This window comes from Flavobacterium xinjiangense (assembly GCF_900142885.1).
Lineage (GTDB): Bacteria > Bacteroidota > Bacteroidia > Flavobacteriales > Flavobacteriaceae > Flavobacterium > Flavobacterium xinjiangense.
In genome coordinates, this window is the sequence record NZ_FRCL01000004.1 from 315,721 (window position 1) to 333,123 (window position 17,403).

Here is a 17,403-nt window from a genome sequence, read left to right on the forward strand (position 1 = left end):
CGACAGTTCACCTTTTATACAAGCCGACTAATTCTCCCCAGGCAATAATATAATCTTTCATTTCCTTTTCAAGTTCATTTTTATCAGTGCTTACAAGTAAATTTAGTTTAGTATTTAAAGCGTACACTTTAAAATAATAATGATGTTTGCCACTTGGAGGGCAAGGCCCATCATATTTATTTTCCCCAAAACTATTCCTTCCTTGAATTCCGGGTGCAGAATTTTCTTTTATACTGTTTTTTGGTGCAATGTTCCACATTAACCAATGACAAAAAGATCCACTGGGAGCATCTGGATCATCCACTATAATAGCCAGGCTCTTTGTATTTTTAGGAATTTCGCCTATACTAATCTCCGGGTTTACATTTACCCCGTCACAAGTATATTTCGAATAAATAAATTCATTATCCTCAAATGCAGGGCTTTTTATAACTAATTTGCTACTGGCTGTTACTGACATGATAAATAGTATAATAAGGTTCATTATTAATGTGCCATTTGTTGTTCATGACACATTTCTGCACATTTACCACATGCTTCTGCACATTTTTTACAATGTTCCATTTGTGAATATTTTTCACATTCAGCGGCACATATTTCACACATTTCCGCACATAATTTTAAGAAAATAGCTGTGTTTTCAGAATTCCGTTCCATTAACTGGGATGCTAAGCGGCATATATCCGCACAATCCTGATCGTTCATCATACAGCGAGCCATATCCATTTCTTTTTCTAAATGGCATGCATCATAACAATGTGTGCATTGTGCAGCACAAAAATGTAATACGTCAATCATTTTTTGCTTTTCCATTTTTTAGGTATATTTAAATTAAGAATCTATTTTAAAACACCAAAAGGAAATGATACGGCATTTGATTTCCATCTGGTCAATATCACGGCTGTACCTGCTGATGCATCATCAACAATACATCCAAAACGACACCGTATTCTACAGCAAAAAGCTTTGGGGAAACTTTACACTAATTATAATCCTAAAAATTTAATAAAGGATTTGTAGCACTCATTCGATAAGATATTGCATGTAAATAACTCCATTATAGAAAAGTAAATTTACAATATTTATTGTTTTAAATAACTGATAAATAGATTATTAACATTAAAATAACCTATTAATATTTAAGAAGCTAAGTAAATCCTGTTTTTGAAGTTACCCAATTCGCAATCCATTTTCAATCTCAAAATCGGGTGTTAATAAAATAACATCTCCTTCTTCCCCTACAGCTCCTAAGACCAAACATTCACTCATGAATTTACCAATTTGTTTTTTAGGGAAATTAACTACAGCAACAATTTGTCTGCCAACCAAATCTTCTTTTTGATATCGTTTGGTAATTTGTGCAGATGTTTTTCGAATCCCAATTGTGGGACCAAAATCTACCGTTAGTTGGTAAGCCGGTTTTCTTGCTTCAGGAAAATCATTGACTTCCAAAATAGTTCCAACTCGCATTTCTACTTTTTCAAAATCTTGCCAAGTTAATTCCATGGTTGTATTGTATTTATAGTTTTTAATTAAATGTTAATTTCTAACAAACCTATCAATTTTACAACTATTTACACTAATTTCATAAGAGATTTTTTTCCCTATATCTTTAAATTTACAAATTAGCAATACTATTTAAAAACTATAAATACTAGTAGTAATATGGATGACAATCAAACAAATGGAATCGAATCATTAGGAAATGGTAGCTTTTCTAAATCAAAAATGGCAACTGATAAATATCTTCAGACGGAAACAAACGTAAAATTATATGTAAAGGATTATGGTCAAGGAAAACCGGTAATTCTGATTCATGGATGGCCCCTATCTAACGAAATGTGGGAATATCAAATCGAGGCTCTGGTTGAAAATAACTTTAGAGTTATTGCTTATGACCGCCGAGGTTTTGGAAAATCTTCACAACCGTGGGACGGTTACGATTACGATACTTTGGCCGATGATTTAAAAGCAATTATCGATCTTTTAGAATTGGAAGATGTTACTCTGGTTGGATTTTCTATGGGTGGTGGTGAAGTGGTGCGCTATTTTAGTCGTCATGGTGGAAAAAACATTGCAAAAGCAGTGCTAATCTCCGCTGTAACTCCTCATTTATTAAAAACCGACGCTAATCCAGAAGGAGTTCCTCAAGAAAAATATGATGCAATGGCGGACCAAATTAAAGACGACCGAATTGGGTTTATGGATGCCTTTGGGAAAACGTTTTTCGGTGTGAGCTTTATTAGCAAGCCTATCAGCACACCACTATTGGATTATTACAGAATGCTGTGTTCACTTGCTTCTCCCCGTGCCACCTTAGAATGTGCAAAGTCTTTTTCAACAACTGATTTTACGCATGAAATGTCCTCTGTAAATGTACCTACATTAATCATTCATGGAGATGAAGACAAAACTGTTCCGATAGAAATCACTTCTGAAATTGCCACTAAATTAATCCCTGATAATATCTTTATTGTTTACGATGGCGCACCACACGGATTATTTTATGTAGAAAAAGAAAAATTAAATAGAGATTTGATTAAATTTTTAAAGTCTGGAATATAAATTGAATCGTTTAAAAAGTACCCTTCGAAGCGCTTACTGGTAGTAATGCACTTCGGAGGGTACTTTTTTTTTAGAATTTAAAATATTTCAGAAAAAAAAATCCTTTTTAATACTGCATTTTTATTGTAATTTGGTAAAAGCAATATTAACTTCAATGACACGAACAACTTCAAATACAGTAGCACTGGGAACTTTGGCTCCAAATTTCAATTTAAAAAACACTAATTCAAGTGAATGGTTTTCTTTTCAGGATTTAAAAGGAGAAAAGGGAACTTTAGTAATATTCATCTGCAATCATTGCCCTTTTGTACATCATGTAATTGATGAAATTGTTATGATCGCCAATGATTATCGGGTACAAGGAATTGGAATCATTACCATTTCCAGTAATGATGTGGTTAAATTTCCACAGGATGCACCGGAATTGATGACCGAGTTTGCATTCCAAAATAAATTTGAGTTTCCGTATCTTTATGATGAAACACAGGAAGTCGCAAAAGCCTATAATGCAGCTTGCACTCCCGATTTTTACTTATATGACAATCAAGATAAATTAGTCTATCACGGACAATTAGACGACAGCCGCCCGGGAAATGGAATTCCGTTAAGCGGAAACGATTTGCGCGGTGCAATTGATAGCGTAACCTACAATAGAACTATTAATCCAGATCAGAAACCAAGTCTGGGTTGTAATATCAAGTGGAAATAATATATTCTATTTATAAATGAACATAAAAAAATCCCAAAACTCTCGCTTTGGGATTTTATATGAATTGGATTGTTCAATACTGCAAACTGCGACTGAACACTGAACACTGAATACTATCACTTCACATCCATTAATTCTACGTCAAAAATCAAAGTAGCGTTTGGTGGAATTGCTCCTCCAGCACCACGAGATCCGTAACCTAAATGTGATGGAACTACAAAACGTGCTTTATCACCTACGCGCAACAAAGCAATTCCTTCGTCCCATCCTTCGATTACATTACCTTGTCCTAATGGAAATTCAATTGGTTTTTTTCTTGGGTAAGAACTGTCAAAAACTTTTCCGTCTGGAAGTTGTCCTGTATAATGTACCGAAACTATTTTACCGTTTGCTGCTTGTTTACCTTCACCTCTTTGGATAAATTGGTAACGTAAACCGCTTTCTGTTTTTTCGAAACCAGCCGCTAATTTTTCCATTTCAGCTTCTGCATCAGCTTTCAAAGAAGCATCACGTTTGTTACGGGCACCTTTGAAAGTAATAAAAGCTTCAATAGCATTCCATTTTTGAGCTTCTTCTCCTACTCTAACAATTTCCAATGATTCCAAAACATCACCTTGAGCAACAGCATCAACAATATCCTGACCTTCTACAACTTGACCAAAAACAGTATGTTTACCATCTAACCAAGGAGTTGGAATGTGCGTGATATAAAATTGAGAACCGTTCGTTCCTGGTCCTGAATTTGCCATAGCTAAAACCCCTGGTTTATCATGTTTTAAACTTGGGTGAAATTCATCATCAAATTTATAACCCGGATCTCCAGTTCCAGTTCCTAGTGGACAACCACCTTGTATCATGAAATCAGGAATTACTCTGTGGAATTTCAATCCATCATAGAATTTTGTTCCTTGAGGTTTTACTTTATTTTCTAAATTTCCTTCAGCCAATCCTACGAAGTTACCAACAGTTCCTGGTGTTAAATCGTGCGCTAGTTTTACTAAAATAGCACCTTTAGAGGTGCTGAATTTAGCATATATTCCGTTTTCCATTGTGTTTAATTTTTATTGAAGGGCAAATTTACGAAATTAATTTTAAAAAGGGAATTGGAGCAATAAAAGTTGGGAATTTGGTTTTATGGACACGAGCGGAATGATTGTGCGCGCTACGATGCGAATTGTTGCTAGCTGTTAATTTTTATTAATTTTTCCAATTCTGTTTTTAATGCACATAGGTCTTCGATTTTATTAAAGTCCAAGTTTTTTAAAAACTCATCACTAATTATAGTTTTTTCATCTTGGTTGATTTCTGTGAAGTTAATTTCGAATTTTTTTTTCAAATTAAAGTCAGTATTTCCAGCAATTTTAGCTTCAATAAAGTTGTCTTCCCCTTCAAAAAAAATGTCTTTTTCTTCAAATTTTGATTTCAATATTTTTAGAATGTGAATTGATGTTGAGTTTAACTTAAAGATTGTTTCAATAAAAACTGCACGATATTTGTCAATTACTAAATCGACTTCAAACTCATAAAGTTTATGTTTATTATTTTTATCTGAATAACTGTTTATTGCTGATTCAAATAAAGAGATATAACTCAATAATATTTTAAAATTATCTGAATTTATTTCTTTAGAAAAAATTTTAGGTTGCCATTGCGCGACTCTTAAAAAAAGATCTTTATCTAAATGGCCTGAAATTTTGTTTCTAATATGATTTACAAAATCTAATTCTTTAACTATATTTTTTTTCAGTTCAATGCAAGATGGATTTTCTCTTAATTCTTGATTTAATTCCTTAATTAAGTTGTCAAATAAGTACAATGACATTATATTTTGTTTGAGCATTCTGAAGAAAGAAATTGTTTCTTTAATAGATAGATTCTGATGAAAAAAATCAAGCTCGTCTAATAGAAGTATTATTTTTATATACTTTGCTCTTTCTGTCATAAACTTAAAGCTAACTTATATTGGTTTAATAAAATCATTCCAACCTATCCACATCCTTCTGTCTTTGTCAGACAAATATTTTATTACTTGCATTTCAAATATATAATAAATTTATTACAAGCCAATGTGCTGATTTTTTTATTGATGAATACTTTTCCTACCGATTCAGTTCTTTAAAATCTCTAATTCCACAAAATCCTAGGCCAGATAGAAGTGGAAATCCGTTTTATCTGCCTTTTCGGTGATATAAAGATTGTAACGAATAGCTGGAATAGCTCCTGAACAATCCCGACGTTTCGGGACAGAATAAATCCAAAAAAAAATGGCATCCTTTACGAATGCCATTTTTACTATTAAATAAAATATGATTATTTATCTGAAAGTCCCGCATTTTTCAAATACGGTTCGATTTGCATGTCATGTCCGATAAAATCCTTGAAAGCTTTGTTTAAATCTACGCTGTTCCCTACTGATAAAATATATTTTCGGAAACGTTCGCAATTCTCTCTGGTCATACCACCATTGGCCTGCATCCAGTCGAACGCATTATAATCCAAGGTTTTTGACCAGGTGTAAGCGTAATAACCCGCTGAATAACCTCCACTCCAAATGTGTGCAAAGTAAGGCGTGTGGTATCTGGTTGGAACTTCATTAACCAACAAACCATATTTTTGAAGTGCTTCTTTCTCAAAAACCAAAGTTGGTTTAAAATCAGCTTCTTTTTCTACACTATGCCAAGCCATATCAAGCGTTGATGCAGCCAATAATTCGGTCACGTCATATCCTTTGTTGAATGTCTCTGCTTTTTTAATTTTATCAATTAAAGCTTGAGGAATCACTTCTTTAGTTTTGTAATGTATCGCATAATTTTTTAAGACAGTAGGATCCAGTGCAGCATGCTCGTTGATTTGAGATGGAAATTCCACATAATCACGCGGTACAGATGTTCCTGAAATACTAGGATAATTTTGATTAGCAAACAAACCATGCAAAGTGTGTCCGAACTCGTGAAATAATGTCGTCACATCATCAAAACTGATTAATGATGGATTTCCATTAACTGGTTTAGAAAAATTATAAACGTTAACAATTACCGGTTTTTGTTTTAAATAATGAGACTGAGTAACAAAATTATTCATCCAAGCTCCTCCGTTTTTATTGTCTCTGGTGTAAAAATCCAAATAATAAATCGCCATTGATTTTCCGTCATTGTCAAATACTTCATAAGCCACAACATCTGGATTATAGACCGGCAAATCTTTTCTTTCCTTGAAAGTGATGCCATACATTTGCTTTGCAGCAAAAAACACTCCTTTTTCTAAAACAGTCGTTAACTCAAAATAAGGTTTTACCTGACTTTCATCTAAATCATATTTTGCTTTACGCACTTGCTCTGAATAAAAATTCCAATCCCAAGGCTCCAGTTTGAATCCTCCGCTTTGAGAATCGATTAGGTCTTGAATTTCTTTGGCTTCTACTTTTGCTTTTGCAACTGCTGGGGTAGCAATTTTCGCTAAAAGGTCCATCGCAGTGCTTGGTAATTTTGCCATTTGGTCTTGCAATCGCCATTCAGCAAAACTTTTCTTACCCATTAAATTCGCTTTTTTCAAACGTAATTTGGCCATTTTTTCTAATACTTCTCGAGTATCACCATCGTCATTTTTCTCAGCGCGAGTCCAGGCCGACTTGAATATTTTTTCTCTTGTGGCTCTGTTTTTAAGACTTGCCAATAAGGGTTGTTGTGTTGTATTCAATAATCCAATCAAATATTTACCACCTTGACCCGCCTCGGTAGCTTTTGCTTTTGCAGCGGCTATTTCGTCTGAACTCAAACCTTCCAAATCGCTTACGTTGTCAAATAAAACAGCGCCATTTTTACGGGCAATTAATAATTTGTTTCCAAAGAGCGTTCCCAAACTGGCCAACTCTTCGTTTATCTTTTTCATCTTTTCTTTATCACCAGGCGATAAATTGGCGCCCGCCAATTCGAACAATTGCAAGTAATATTCGGTCAATCGCTTGTCTTCTCCTTTTAGAGCATTCAAGTTTAACGCTTTGAAACGTTTGTATAACTGACTGTTCAAATATATTTTATCATTGTGAGCCGAAAAAATGGGCGCATATTCTGCTTCAATCGCTTGTAAAGTCGGATTAGTGTTTGAACCCGTTAGGTTATAGAAAACTCCTGTAGCCCTAACCAAATCAACTCCGCAAATTTCGAGAGCCAATACGGTATTTTTGAATGTTGGTTTGGCAGGATTGGTCGCTATTTTTTTTATTTCCTGATCATGACTTTTTAAGGCATATTCGAAAGCAGGCTTAAAATTTTCGTCTTTAATTAAATTAAAAGGCGGAGCTTGATACTGCAACGCGCTTTTTTGTAAAAGTGGATTAGTCATTTTAATAGAATTGTTTTGAGCATGAAGCGCTTGATTTTGCAGTGAAGCAATAAAAACAAGCATTATACCAGCTTTGGTTATTTTTGAAATCATAGTTTAAGATTAAATTATTTGTAGCTATAAAAGTACGCGAAAATAAGCGTATAGTTAAATGCCACAATTAAATAATTTAATTTCAATCTTTAAATCTTTGAATTTTGACTCTTTAAAACTTTGTACCTTTGCAACTTTCAAACTAAGATTTAAAATTATGCGCATTGATATTGTTACCGTTTTACCTGAATTATTGAGAAGTCCATTTGAGGCTTCGATTATGAAACGCGCCATTGACAAAGGATTGGTGGAAGTTCATTTTCATAATTTACGGGATTACACCACGAATAGACAAAAAAGTGTAGACGATTATCCCTACGGCGGTGGCGCTGGTATGGTGATGACGGTGCAACCTATTGATGCTTGTATCACGCATTTGAAAAGCGAAAGAACGTACGACGAAATCATTTATATGTCCCCGGACGGGGAAACTTTGAACCAAAAAATGGCCAATACCATGTCGATGTATGAGAATATCATCATTTTGTGTGGGCATTATAAAGGCGTTGATCAACGCGTTCGTGATCATTTTATCACTAAAGAAATTTCTATTGGCGATTATGTTTTGTCAGGTGGAGAATTAGGCGCTTTGGTTTTATCGGACGCTTTAATCCGATTGATTCCTGGTGTTTTAAGTGATGAAACCTCAGCATTGACAGATAGTTTTCAGGATGGATTATTGTCAGGTCCTATTTACACTCGCCCTGCGGATTATAAAGGCTGGAAAGTTCCTGATGTTTTAACCAGCGGGAATTTTGCCAAAATTGATAAATGGCGAGAAGATACGGCGTATGAACATACAAAGAATAGAAGACCAGATTTGCTTGAGGAATAGTGTTCAGTCGCAGTGTTCAGTTTACAGCGTAGAATTGAATAAAAAAGTTTGCAGTCACAGTTTGCAGTGTGAAATTGAATAAAAAATTGTAGTTTGCAGCTGCTGGAAAATGACACTTTACACTTGATAATGAGACTGGTAATAAAGAATTAGGCCAAGACTGACAACTAAAAACTTAAATAAAATCAATAATGGATTTCAAAGAATTATTAGCATTTCAGAAGTCGTTTCAGTTGGCAATGGATATCTTTCAGTTATCGAAATCATTTCCAAAAGAAGAAAAATATTCTCTCACAGACCAAATTAGACGTTCTTCGAGAAGTGTTTCTGCTAACATTGCAGAAGGATACAGAAAAAGACGCTATACTAATCATTTCATCAGTAAATTAACCGATAGTGATGCTGAAAATTCAGAAACAAATGTCTGGTTGGAATTCTCTTTAAAATGTGAATATAAAAATATTGAAACCTATAATAATTTAAATACCAAAACTATTGAAATTGGTAGATTAATAAATTATATGATTAATAACCCTGATAAATTTGGATGTAAAATCTTCTCTAATTGAAGTCTATTGTGACTGAAAGCTGCGACTGAGACTGAACACTTAAAATAAAAGTTGTAAATTAAAACAAAAGTTGTATTTTTGCACCCAAATTCAGGTTAACCTCTGGCGAGATCCGCGAATGTTGATTTGATATAAAACCATAATTAAATATATCATGGCAGATTTAATGAAATTCGTTCAAGACGAATTCGTAACAAGAAAAGAATTCCCAGTTTTTGCAGCTGGAGACACTATCACCGTTTACTACGAAATTAGAGAGGGTGAAAAAACTAGAACACAGTTTTTTAAAGGAGTTGTTATTCAAAGAAGAGGTTCTGCTAATACAGAAACTTTTACTATTCGTAAAATGTCAGGTGCTGTTGGAGTTGAGCGTATCTTCCCAGTTAACTTGCCAGCTTTGCAAAAAATTGAAATCAACAAAAAAGGTGCAGTTCGTAGAGCTAGAATTTTCTACTTCAGAGAACTTACTGGTAAAAAAGCTAAAATTAAAGACAAAAGAAGATAGTCCTCTATCTCTTTACTATAAAAAATCCTCAACAATGTTGGGGATTTTTTTTTGGAACAAATTAAAAATACTCCTTTATTATTATGTACCCGTTTTATTGCATTTTTTATTTGACAAAAAAAGAATATTATATTTTTCATATTCTCTTTTAAGAAGGCTAAAAACAATAATTTGATAATTTGATTTAAACAAAAAAACTTAATGTAAACGTATTTCCTTTTACGATAACGTTTTATTACATTTGTAGTCACGTTTTAAAAAATAAATTACATATCAATAATACATTATGACAAAAATTAAAGTAGCCAATCCGGTTGTTGAATTGGATGGAGATGAAATGACACGAATTATTTGGTCTTTTATTAAAGAAAAACTAATTCTTCCTTATTTAGATTTAGACATTAAATATTACGATTTAGGAATTGAAAACAGAGATGCAACTAATGATCAAATCACTATTGATTCAGCAGAAGCAATAAAAAAATACAATGTAGGGATTAAATGCGCGACCATTACTCCTGATGAAGATCGTGTAAAAGAATTTGGTTTAAAGAAAATGTGGAAATCACCAAACGGAACTATCCGTAACATTGTAGGTGGTACTGTTTTCCGTGAACCAATTATCATGAAAAATGTTCCTCGTTATGTACAAGGATGGACACAGCCAATCGTTATTGGTCGTCACGCTTTTGGAGATCAATACAAAGCAACTGATACAGTTATCAAAGGAAAAGGAAAATTAACCATGACTTTTGTTCCTGAAGAAGGAGAAACAAAAACTTGGGAAGTTTACGATTATGAAGGTGATGGAGTTGCTATGGCAATGTACAATACTGACGAAAGCATTTATGGTTTTGCTCATTCTTCTTTCCAAATGGCTTTGACAAAAAAATGGCCATTATACCTTTCTACAAAAAACACAATCTTGAAAGCTTATGATGGGCGTTTCAAAGATATTTTTGAAGAAGTTTACCAAAAAGATTATAAAACTCAATTCGTTGAAGCTGGAATTACTTATGAGCACCGATTAATCGATGACATGGTTGCTTCTGTAATGAAATGGAGTGGCGGTTTTGTTTGGGCTTGTAAAAACTATGATGGTGATGTACAATCTGATACTGTTGCACAAGGATTTGGTTCATTAGGATTGATGGCTTCTGTATTGGTAACTCCTGACGGAAAAACAGTAGAAGCTGAAGCAGCTCACGGAACTGTTACAAGACACTTTAGACAACACCAACAAGGAAAAGCAACTTCTACTAATCCAATTGCATCTATTTTTGCTTGGACAAGAGGATTGGAACACAGAGGTAAATTAGACGAAAATCAACCATTAATTGATTTCTGTCATGCCTTAGAGCAAGTTTGTATCGACACTGTTGAAAGCGGAAAAATGACTAAAGATTTAGCTATGTTAGTTAAACCAGAGGGATTAACTGAAGCTGATTACTTGACTACTGAGAATTTCTTGGCAGCGATAAAAGAAAATTTAGATGCTAAATTAGCATAATCTATCTTTTTCTATACTTTACAAAAGACAACCCGAAACGGTTGTCTTTTTTTTTATCTTAGCAATACATTAACAATTGTTAAACAAGAATTCACTTCCATTAGTTGAAATTTGCAAAATCAAAATCTAAGAAATGATTACTAAGAAAAATATTGTCTTTTTTATTCTTTTATTATCTTCTCTCGCTTCTTTTTCGCAAGAAACAAACTTAAACGGAATCACTAAGAAATTCACGCTAAGCGGAATCATAACAGATGCTGGCAGTAACGAAACTTTAATTGGCGTAAACATCATTATGCCAGAGCTAAAAACTGGAGTTACGACTAATGAATACGGTTTTTACTCTATTACTCTACCACAAGGAATTTATGCGGTTCAAATAAGCTATTTGGGATATCAAAACATTGAAGAATCCATAAATTTAAACCAAAACATAAAAAATAATTTCAAGTTATTTAGTAATGAAACGGCACTAAAAGAAGTCATTATTACCGATAATAAGACCAAAACTGATATTCGGAAACCGGAGATGAGCGTCAACAAACTCTCTATATCAACCATTAAAAAAATGCCGGTTGTGCTTGGCGAAGTTGATGTTCTTAAATCAATATTATTGCTTCCCGGCGTAACCAATGCTGGCGAAGGCGCTTCCGGATTCAATGTTCGAGGCGGCGGTGCAGATCAGAACCTAATATTATTGGACGAAGCAACCATATTTAATTCCTCCCATGTTTTTGGCTTTTTCTCTGTTTTCAATCCGGATGCAATTAAGGATTTAAAGTTATACAAAGGTGGAATCCCAGCTCGTTTTGGCGGAAGAGCTTCATCTGTTTTAGATATTTATCAAAAGGATGGAAGCAGCAAAGAATTTCATGTCAATGGAGGAATCGGATTAATCTCCAGTAGGATTTTGGTCGAAGGACCATTAGTAAAAGACAAAGGTTCTTTCCTTATTGGCGGTAGAAGTTCGTATGCGCATTTATTCCTGAAACTATCGGAAGAACAAAAAAACAACTCTGCCTATTTCTATGATTTGAATACCAAATTGAGTTATAAGCTGAATCCAAATAACAACTTATATTTATCGGGATATTTTGGTAGAGATGTCTTTAGCTTAAACAAAAGCTTTACCAATATATATGGAAACTCGACTTTAAACTTGCGTTGGAATCATTTATTTTCGGATAAATTATTTTCGAATTTATCACTGATTTATAGCGACTATTATTATGGCTTGGATCTTGATTTCGTTGGTTTCAAATGGGATTCCGGCATCCAGAATTATAATATTAAATACGATTTCAAAAATTACATATCGGATTCTTTCAAATTGAATTATGGTGTAAATGCTATTTATTATAATTTTAATCCAGGAACCATCAAACCATCTGATTCTAATTCCGGGATTAATTTTGATCAATTAGATAAAAAATACGCATTCGAACCCGCCTTATACATTAATGCTGATCATGAAATTTCGGATAAAATATCACTTTCCTACGGAATTCGCTATAGCATGTTTTACCGTTTAGGACAATCAACAATAAATATTTATGAAAATGATAATCCGGTAACATTCAATCCGGATTTACAGATTTATGAAAAAGCGACTCCTATTGGACCTAAATTCTATGGAAAGAATAAAGCTATTGAAAGTTTCAATAATTTGGAGCCTCGTTTTTCATTTGCCTATCAAATCAATGACGACCAATCTGTAAAAGCCAGCTACAACAGAATGGTTCAATATTTACAATTAATCTCCAACACCTCATCTCCTACTCCACTTGATGTTTGGACGCCAAGTGACAATTTCATAAAACCTCAAATTGCTGATCAGGTCGCTTTGGGTTATTTCAAAAATTTTAAAGACGGAATGTATTCACTTGAAGTGGAAACATATTACAAGAAAGTAAAAAACCGATTGGATTATATAGACGGAGCGAATTTGATAGCTAACAAAGCCATTGAGCAAGTGATACTCAACGGACAATTAAGATCATACGGATTAGAAGTGATGTTCCGCAAAAACGAAGGAAAATTTAACGGTTGGATTTCCTATACCTTATCCAAATCTGAGCAACAAACTCCCGGAAGAACAGCTATTGAAACAGGAATTAACAACGGAGCATGGTACAATTCAGTGTATGACAAATTGCATAATATTGCCATTACCAGTTCTTATAATTTGAATGAAAAATGGTCTTTTGGAGCTAATTTTGCTTTACAAACCGGGCAACCCGTAACCTACCCTAACGGGCAATACGAATACTTGGGAATAAACGTACCGAGTTATGGCTTGAGAAATGAAAATCGTCTTCCTGCATACCATCACCTCGATATTGCAGCGACTTTGACACCAAGAAAAAACATAGACAGAAACTGGGAAGGAGAATGGGTTTTTAGCATTTACAATTTATATAACCGAAAAAATGCCGCTTCCATCAATTTCAGACAAAATACAGATACAGGAAGTAATGAGGCGGTAAAAACTTCCATTTTCGGAATAGTTCCAGCCGTTAGTTATAACTTCAAATTTTAATTATCATGAACAAAATAAAACCACTATTAGTCATTATTCTGGCACTATTTCTTAATAGTTGTGAAGATGTTATTCCAGTAGATTTGAATACAGCTGCGCCAAAATTGGTTATAGAAGCATCAATAAACTGGAAAAAAGGAACATCAGGAAATCAACAAAAAATCACATTATCCACAACGACTGATTTTTACAGCAATGAAATTCAAAAGGTTTCTGGAGCTACTGTTTACATAAAAAATAGCTCTAACACTATTTTCAATTTTACCGAATCGGCGATAAAAGGAGATTATGTCTGCGCTAATTTTATTCCGGTTTTAAATGAAGTTTATACGTTAACCATCATTAATAATGGATCAACTTACACTGCCAAAGAATCTTTAAAACCAGTCGCTCCGATAACAGAAATCATTCAAAACAATAATGGTGGATTTACAGGAAACACTATAGAAATCAAGACTTATTACAATGATCCCGCTAATGAACCTAATTATTATTTGTACAAATACATCTACTCCAATCAGGTTAAATCAAACTTTTATGTAGATCAGGACGAGTTTTTTAACGGCAATAAATTCTTCAGTATTTCCCAAAATAATGATTTAAAAGTTGGCGACAAGATCGAAGTTACCCATTATGGTATTTCTAAAGCCTACTATAATTATATGAGTGTTCTGGTCAGCATTGCCGGAAATAATGGCGGAGGTCCTTTCCAATCTCCTCCAGCAACAGTTCGCGGAAATATCATTAACACCACTGATTCTGCGGATTATCCTTTGGGTTATTTTTCCCTTAGCGAAGTTGACATTAAGAATTACACGATCGAATAACTATATTTGTATTTATAATTTTCAATTTGTAATTCATAACTTATAATTAACCATGTCCTCACATCACATCGTTCGCGACGACCAAGAACCCGCTTTAATAATTGCTAACGGCGCCGCCTGCCATCCGGAATTATTAGGACAACTATTAGAATGGTCTCCCCTGGTAATTGTATTAGATTCTGCCATGGAAAGAGTCATGCAATTAGACATCAAAGTCGATGTACTTTTGGGTGATTTCGATAGAGGATTTGATCCCGAACAATACAAAACCTCCCAATATCCCATAGAGATTGTTCACGCTCCGGATCAAGATAAAACAGATTTAGAAAAAGCATTTGATTATTTAATTCAAAGAAAAATCCCAGCGGTAAATGTAGTTTGGGCAACCGGAAGAAGAGCCGATCATACAATTACCAATCTCACGAACATTGTTAGATACCGTGATTTATTGAAAATTGTTATTCTGGACGACCATTCAAAAATATTTTTGTTACCCAACAAATTCGAAAAATGGTACACGGCAAATACGCCCATTTCGTTAATTCCCATTGGCCACGTTACCGGAATTCATTCTGACAATTTATTTTATCCGCTAAAAGATGACAGTTTAACTATTGGTTACAGAACCGGAAGCAGCAATCATGTCACGAAAGATGGCATCGTTACAATAGAACACAATGAAGGCGATTTATTAATGATGGAATGCATGGATTAATCTTGAAAAACAATTTTATGCTCAAACATAATCTATTAAATACTTCTTATATCTTGCCAAAAAGAGATTGACTACCTTTGCATCCGAATTATAGAAAATGAAACCGAAAACAATTACCGAAAAGACTAATTTACATCCTAGAAATCTTGATAGATTTGGGTACGATTTTGAACAATTAATCAAAGAAAATCCTGAATTAAAAAATTTTGTCGCTGTCAATGAACACAATATCGAAACGATCGATTTTAGTAATCCAGATGCTGTAAAGGCTCTAAACAAAGGATTATTAATCAGTCATTACGACATACACGATTGGGATATTCCTAAAAATTATCTTTGTCCTCCCATCCCGGGAAGAGCTGATTACATTCATTATTTAGCTGATTTATTAGCTTCAAGCAATAACGGAATCATTCCGGAAGGAGAAACAGTACAAGGTTTAGATATCGGTATTGGTGCAAACTGTATTTACCCTATAATAGGAAATGCTTCTTATGGCTGGAGTTTTGTTGGTACAGATATTGACGAAAATGCGATTCAAAATTGTAAAAAAATTATTGAAGCAAACCCAAAGTTAATTGATCCAATTAGTTTGCAATTACAAACGGAATCCCGTTTCATTTTTAAAAACATAATCACTCCCGAAGATAAATTTACATTTAGTATTTGCAATCCTCCTTTTCATGCTTCCCAAGATGAAGCTACTAAAAGCTCAGTGCGAAAAATAAACAATTTAGAATCCCGAAGCCACGCGACAAAAACTACAACCCGAGATGGAGCCGAACGGAGCGAAGCTAAACCCGTTTTGAATTTTGGTGGCCATAATGCCGAGTTATGGTGTGAAGGTGGCGAATTAGGTTTTGTTACCCAAATGATTTACGAAAGTGCAAAATATCCAATGCAATGTCTTTGGTTTACTACTCTGGTTTCCAAAAGAGATAACCTGTCCAGTATTTACAAAACGTTAAACAAAGTAAGTGCAGCTGAGATAAAGACAATTGATATGGCTCAAGGCCAAAAAACAAGCCGAATTGTAGCTTGGACTTTTTTGAGCGAAGCACAACAAAAAGCATGGAAATTTGAATAGAAAAAAGTGCTTTTAAATATATTTTAATCATCAAAAACAGTATACTAAACACCAATTAGCATACTGTTTTTTTGTTATTCATCCTATCAATATACTAAAATGAAACAACAAGGAGCGCATCTATTATTAAATCAATAATTAAACTTCTAAAAAAAATGTTTCGAGAAAAAATCTATAAATAGTCAGGAAATATCGAATTTCTCTATATTTTTTCAACTTAAAAATAAATTTTAACATAGTTTTACGTAAGTTTGCTAAGGAAACCTTAAATAATCAGCAAAGATATTATTTAACGATTCTTGAAATTGTGAGCAAAAAATCGTTCTTTTTTAAAAGATGGAGCAGTCAGAAAGAAAAAAGAACCTCTTTATATTCCATTTTTCGTGCAATTCAAATGTATTCGTTGGAACAACATTTAAAAAATGGACTAATTCAAACTAAATTGTGAAAAAGCAAATCCTACATACCGAAACGCTAGATGACTCCATACTTTGGAGTAATCTAAAAAAAGGGGATGAAAAAGCTTTTTCAATACTTTTTAAAAAATACTATTCCCATTTAGTTCGTTATGGTAATTCATTTATTCCCTTTCCTGAAAAAGTGCAGGATTGCGTTCAAGATGTTTTTACAGATATTTGGGTTTACAGAAATAAACTAAATGATTCGGTAGTGGTAAAAGCTTATTTACTGGCCTGTGTTCGTAAACGCATCACACGATCACAAGAACGTGATCGTATTTTTCGCTTAAGCACTTCAGTAGATTCCATTAAATTTTTATTCGATTTTTCGATAGAGCATCATCTCATTGCTGATGAGATTACGGCAGACAAGGTCTTACGCCTTAACCAACTAATTAATGATTTGCCTTCTCGCCAAAAAGAGGCCATATATCTTCGCTACAACCAAGAACTTACTGTGGATCAAATAGCAAACACACTTGATATTAATTACCAATCAGCAAATAATCTTTTGCACCGTGCATTATTGTGTCTGCGCAAAGATTGGAAAGCAAGCATTTCCCTTATTTTGCTCCTGTTTTTAACTGCATTTTAGGTCAAAAAAAATAAAATCAAAAAAAATACGAATTTAATGAGTATCCAGTAAAGAA

General features: G+C 33.8%; 18 protein-coding genes. 11 read left to right on the forward strand and 7 right to left on the reverse strand.

The genetic code is table 11. The features are described from left to right. Positions 1-7: 7 nt before the first annotated feature. The 3 genes from BUC23_RS07080 to BUC23_RS07090 all read right to left on the reverse strand — a co-directional run bounded on the left by BUC23_RS07080 (position 8) and on the right by BUC23_RS07090 (position 1,506). Positions 8-484, reverse strand: coding sequence for a YbhB/YbcL family Raf kinase inhibitor-like protein (locus tag BUC23_RS07080; RefSeq protein WP_244153781.1), 477 nt, complete (start codon positions 482-484; stop codon positions 8-10). A 2-nt stretch (positions 485-486) separates the two neighbouring features. Further along, positions 487-813 (reverse strand): four-helix bundle copper-binding protein, encoded by a 327-nt coding sequence (locus BUC23_RS07085; RefSeq protein WP_073207618.1) that lies wholly within the window; start codon positions 811-813, stop codon positions 487-489. Positions 814-1,170: 357 nt separating this feature from the next. Further along, positions 1,171-1,506 (reverse strand): tRNA-binding protein, encoded by a 336-nt coding sequence (locus tag BUC23_RS07090; protein ID WP_073207621.1) that lies wholly within the window; start codon positions 1,504-1,506, stop codon positions 1,171-1,173. Between the two features lie 159 nt (positions 1,507-1,665). On the opposite strand from BUC23_RS07090, the gene BUC23_RS07095 reads away from it, so the two are divergent. Together BUC23_RS07095 and BUC23_RS07100 are read left to right on the forward strand one after the other, a co-directional pair. Beyond that, the gene (locus tag BUC23_RS07095) at positions 1,666-2,565 is read left to right on the forward strand and encodes an alpha/beta fold hydrolase (RefSeq protein ID WP_073207624.1); all 900 of its coding nucleotides are present in this window, start codon (positions 1,666-1,668) and stop codon (positions 2,563-2,565) included. A gap of 154 nt (positions 2,566-2,719) precedes the next feature. Next, positions 2,720-3,274: a thioredoxin family protein gene (locus BUC23_RS07100; protein ID WP_073207626.1), complete on the forward strand. Its 555-nt coding sequence runs from the start codon at positions 2,720-2,722 to the stop codon at positions 3,272-3,274. A gap of 116 nt (positions 3,275-3,390) precedes the next feature. Here the strand turns inward: BUC23_RS07100 and BUC23_RS07105 are convergent, their stop codons facing one another. From BUC23_RS07105 to BUC23_RS07115, 4 genes are all read right to left on the reverse strand, one after another. After that, entirely contained in the window at positions 3,391-4,323 is a 933-nt protein-coding gene (locus BUC23_RS07105) for a peptidylprolyl isomerase (protein ID WP_073207629.1), read from the reverse strand. Positions 4,324-4,454: 131 nt separating this feature from the next. After that, positions 4,455-5,216 (reverse strand): hypothetical protein, encoded by a 762-nt coding sequence (locus BUC23_RS07110; RefSeq protein ID WP_073207631.1) that lies wholly within the window; start codon positions 5,214-5,216, stop codon positions 4,455-4,457. A gap of 198 nt (positions 5,217-5,414) precedes the next feature. After that, positions 5,415-5,561 (reverse strand): hypothetical protein, encoded by a 147-nt coding sequence (locus tag BUC23_RS17470; RefSeq protein WP_167365564.1) that lies wholly within the window; start codon positions 5,559-5,561, stop codon positions 5,415-5,417. A 23-nt stretch (positions 5,562-5,584) separates the two neighbouring features. Next, positions 5,585-7,708 (reverse strand): M3 family metallopeptidase, encoded by a 2,124-nt coding sequence (locus BUC23_RS07115; protein WP_073207634.1) that lies wholly within the window; start codon positions 7,706-7,708, stop codon positions 5,585-5,587. Positions 7,709-7,865: 157 nt separating this feature from the next. Here BUC23_RS07115 and trmD point away from each other — a divergent pair, with 157 nt between their 5' ends. From trmD to BUC23_RS07160, 9 genes are all read left to right on the forward strand, one after another. Further along, positions 7,866-8,543 carry a tRNA (guanosine(37)-N1)-methyltransferase TrmD gene (gene trmD / locus BUC23_RS07120; RefSeq protein WP_073207637.1) on the forward strand — a complete coding sequence of 226 codons (678 nt, stop codon included), beginning with the start codon at positions 7,866-7,868 and terminating at the stop codon, positions 8,541-8,543. A gap of 191 nt (positions 8,544-8,734) precedes the next feature. Continuing rightward, entirely contained in the window at positions 8,735-9,112 is a 378-nt protein-coding gene (locus BUC23_RS07125) for a four helix bundle protein (RefSeq protein WP_073207640.1), read from the forward strand. A 154-nt stretch (positions 9,113-9,266) separates the two neighbouring features. Next, positions 9,267-9,617 (forward strand): 50S ribosomal protein L19, encoded by a 351-nt coding sequence (gene rplS, locus BUC23_RS07130; RefSeq protein ID WP_073207643.1) that lies wholly within the window; start codon positions 9,267-9,269, stop codon positions 9,615-9,617. Between the two features lie 286 nt (positions 9,618-9,903). Continuing rightward, a complete protein-coding gene (locus BUC23_RS07135; RefSeq protein WP_073207646.1) occupies positions 9,904-11,127 on the forward strand; it encodes an NADP-dependent isocitrate dehydrogenase in 1,224 nt (407 codons plus the stop codon). 133 nt (positions 11,128-11,260) lie between these two features. After that, the gene (locus BUC23_RS07140; protein ID WP_073207649.1) at positions 11,261-13,666 is read left to right on the forward strand and encodes a TonB-dependent receptor; all 2,406 of its coding nucleotides are present in this window, start codon (positions 11,261-11,263) and stop codon (positions 13,664-13,666) included. Positions 13,667-13,671: 5 nt separating this feature from the next. Next, complete coding sequence (locus BUC23_RS07145) at positions 13,672-14,493, forward strand: DUF4249 domain-containing protein (RefSeq protein WP_073207652.1); 822 nt, start codon at positions 13,672-13,674, stop codon at positions 14,491-14,493. A gap of 52 nt (positions 14,494-14,545) precedes the next feature. Further along, positions 14,546-15,208, forward strand: a complete 663-nt coding sequence (locus BUC23_RS07150; RefSeq protein WP_073207655.1) for a thiamine diphosphokinase — start codon at positions 14,546-14,548, stop codon at positions 15,206-15,208. Positions 15,209-15,305: 97 nt separating this feature from the next. Beyond that, on the forward strand, positions 15,306-16,295 hold the full coding sequence (gene rlmF, locus BUC23_RS07155) for a 23S rRNA (adenine(1618)-N(6))-methyltransferase RlmF (protein WP_073207658.1): 990 nt from the start codon (positions 15,306-15,308) through the stop codon (positions 16,293-16,295). A gap of 444 nt (positions 16,296-16,739) precedes the next feature. Then, positions 16,740-17,348: an RNA polymerase sigma factor gene (locus BUC23_RS07160; protein WP_073207661.1), complete on the forward strand. Its 609-nt coding sequence runs from the start codon at positions 16,740-16,742 to the stop codon at positions 17,346-17,348. Positions 17,349-17,403 lie beyond the last annotated feature (55 nt).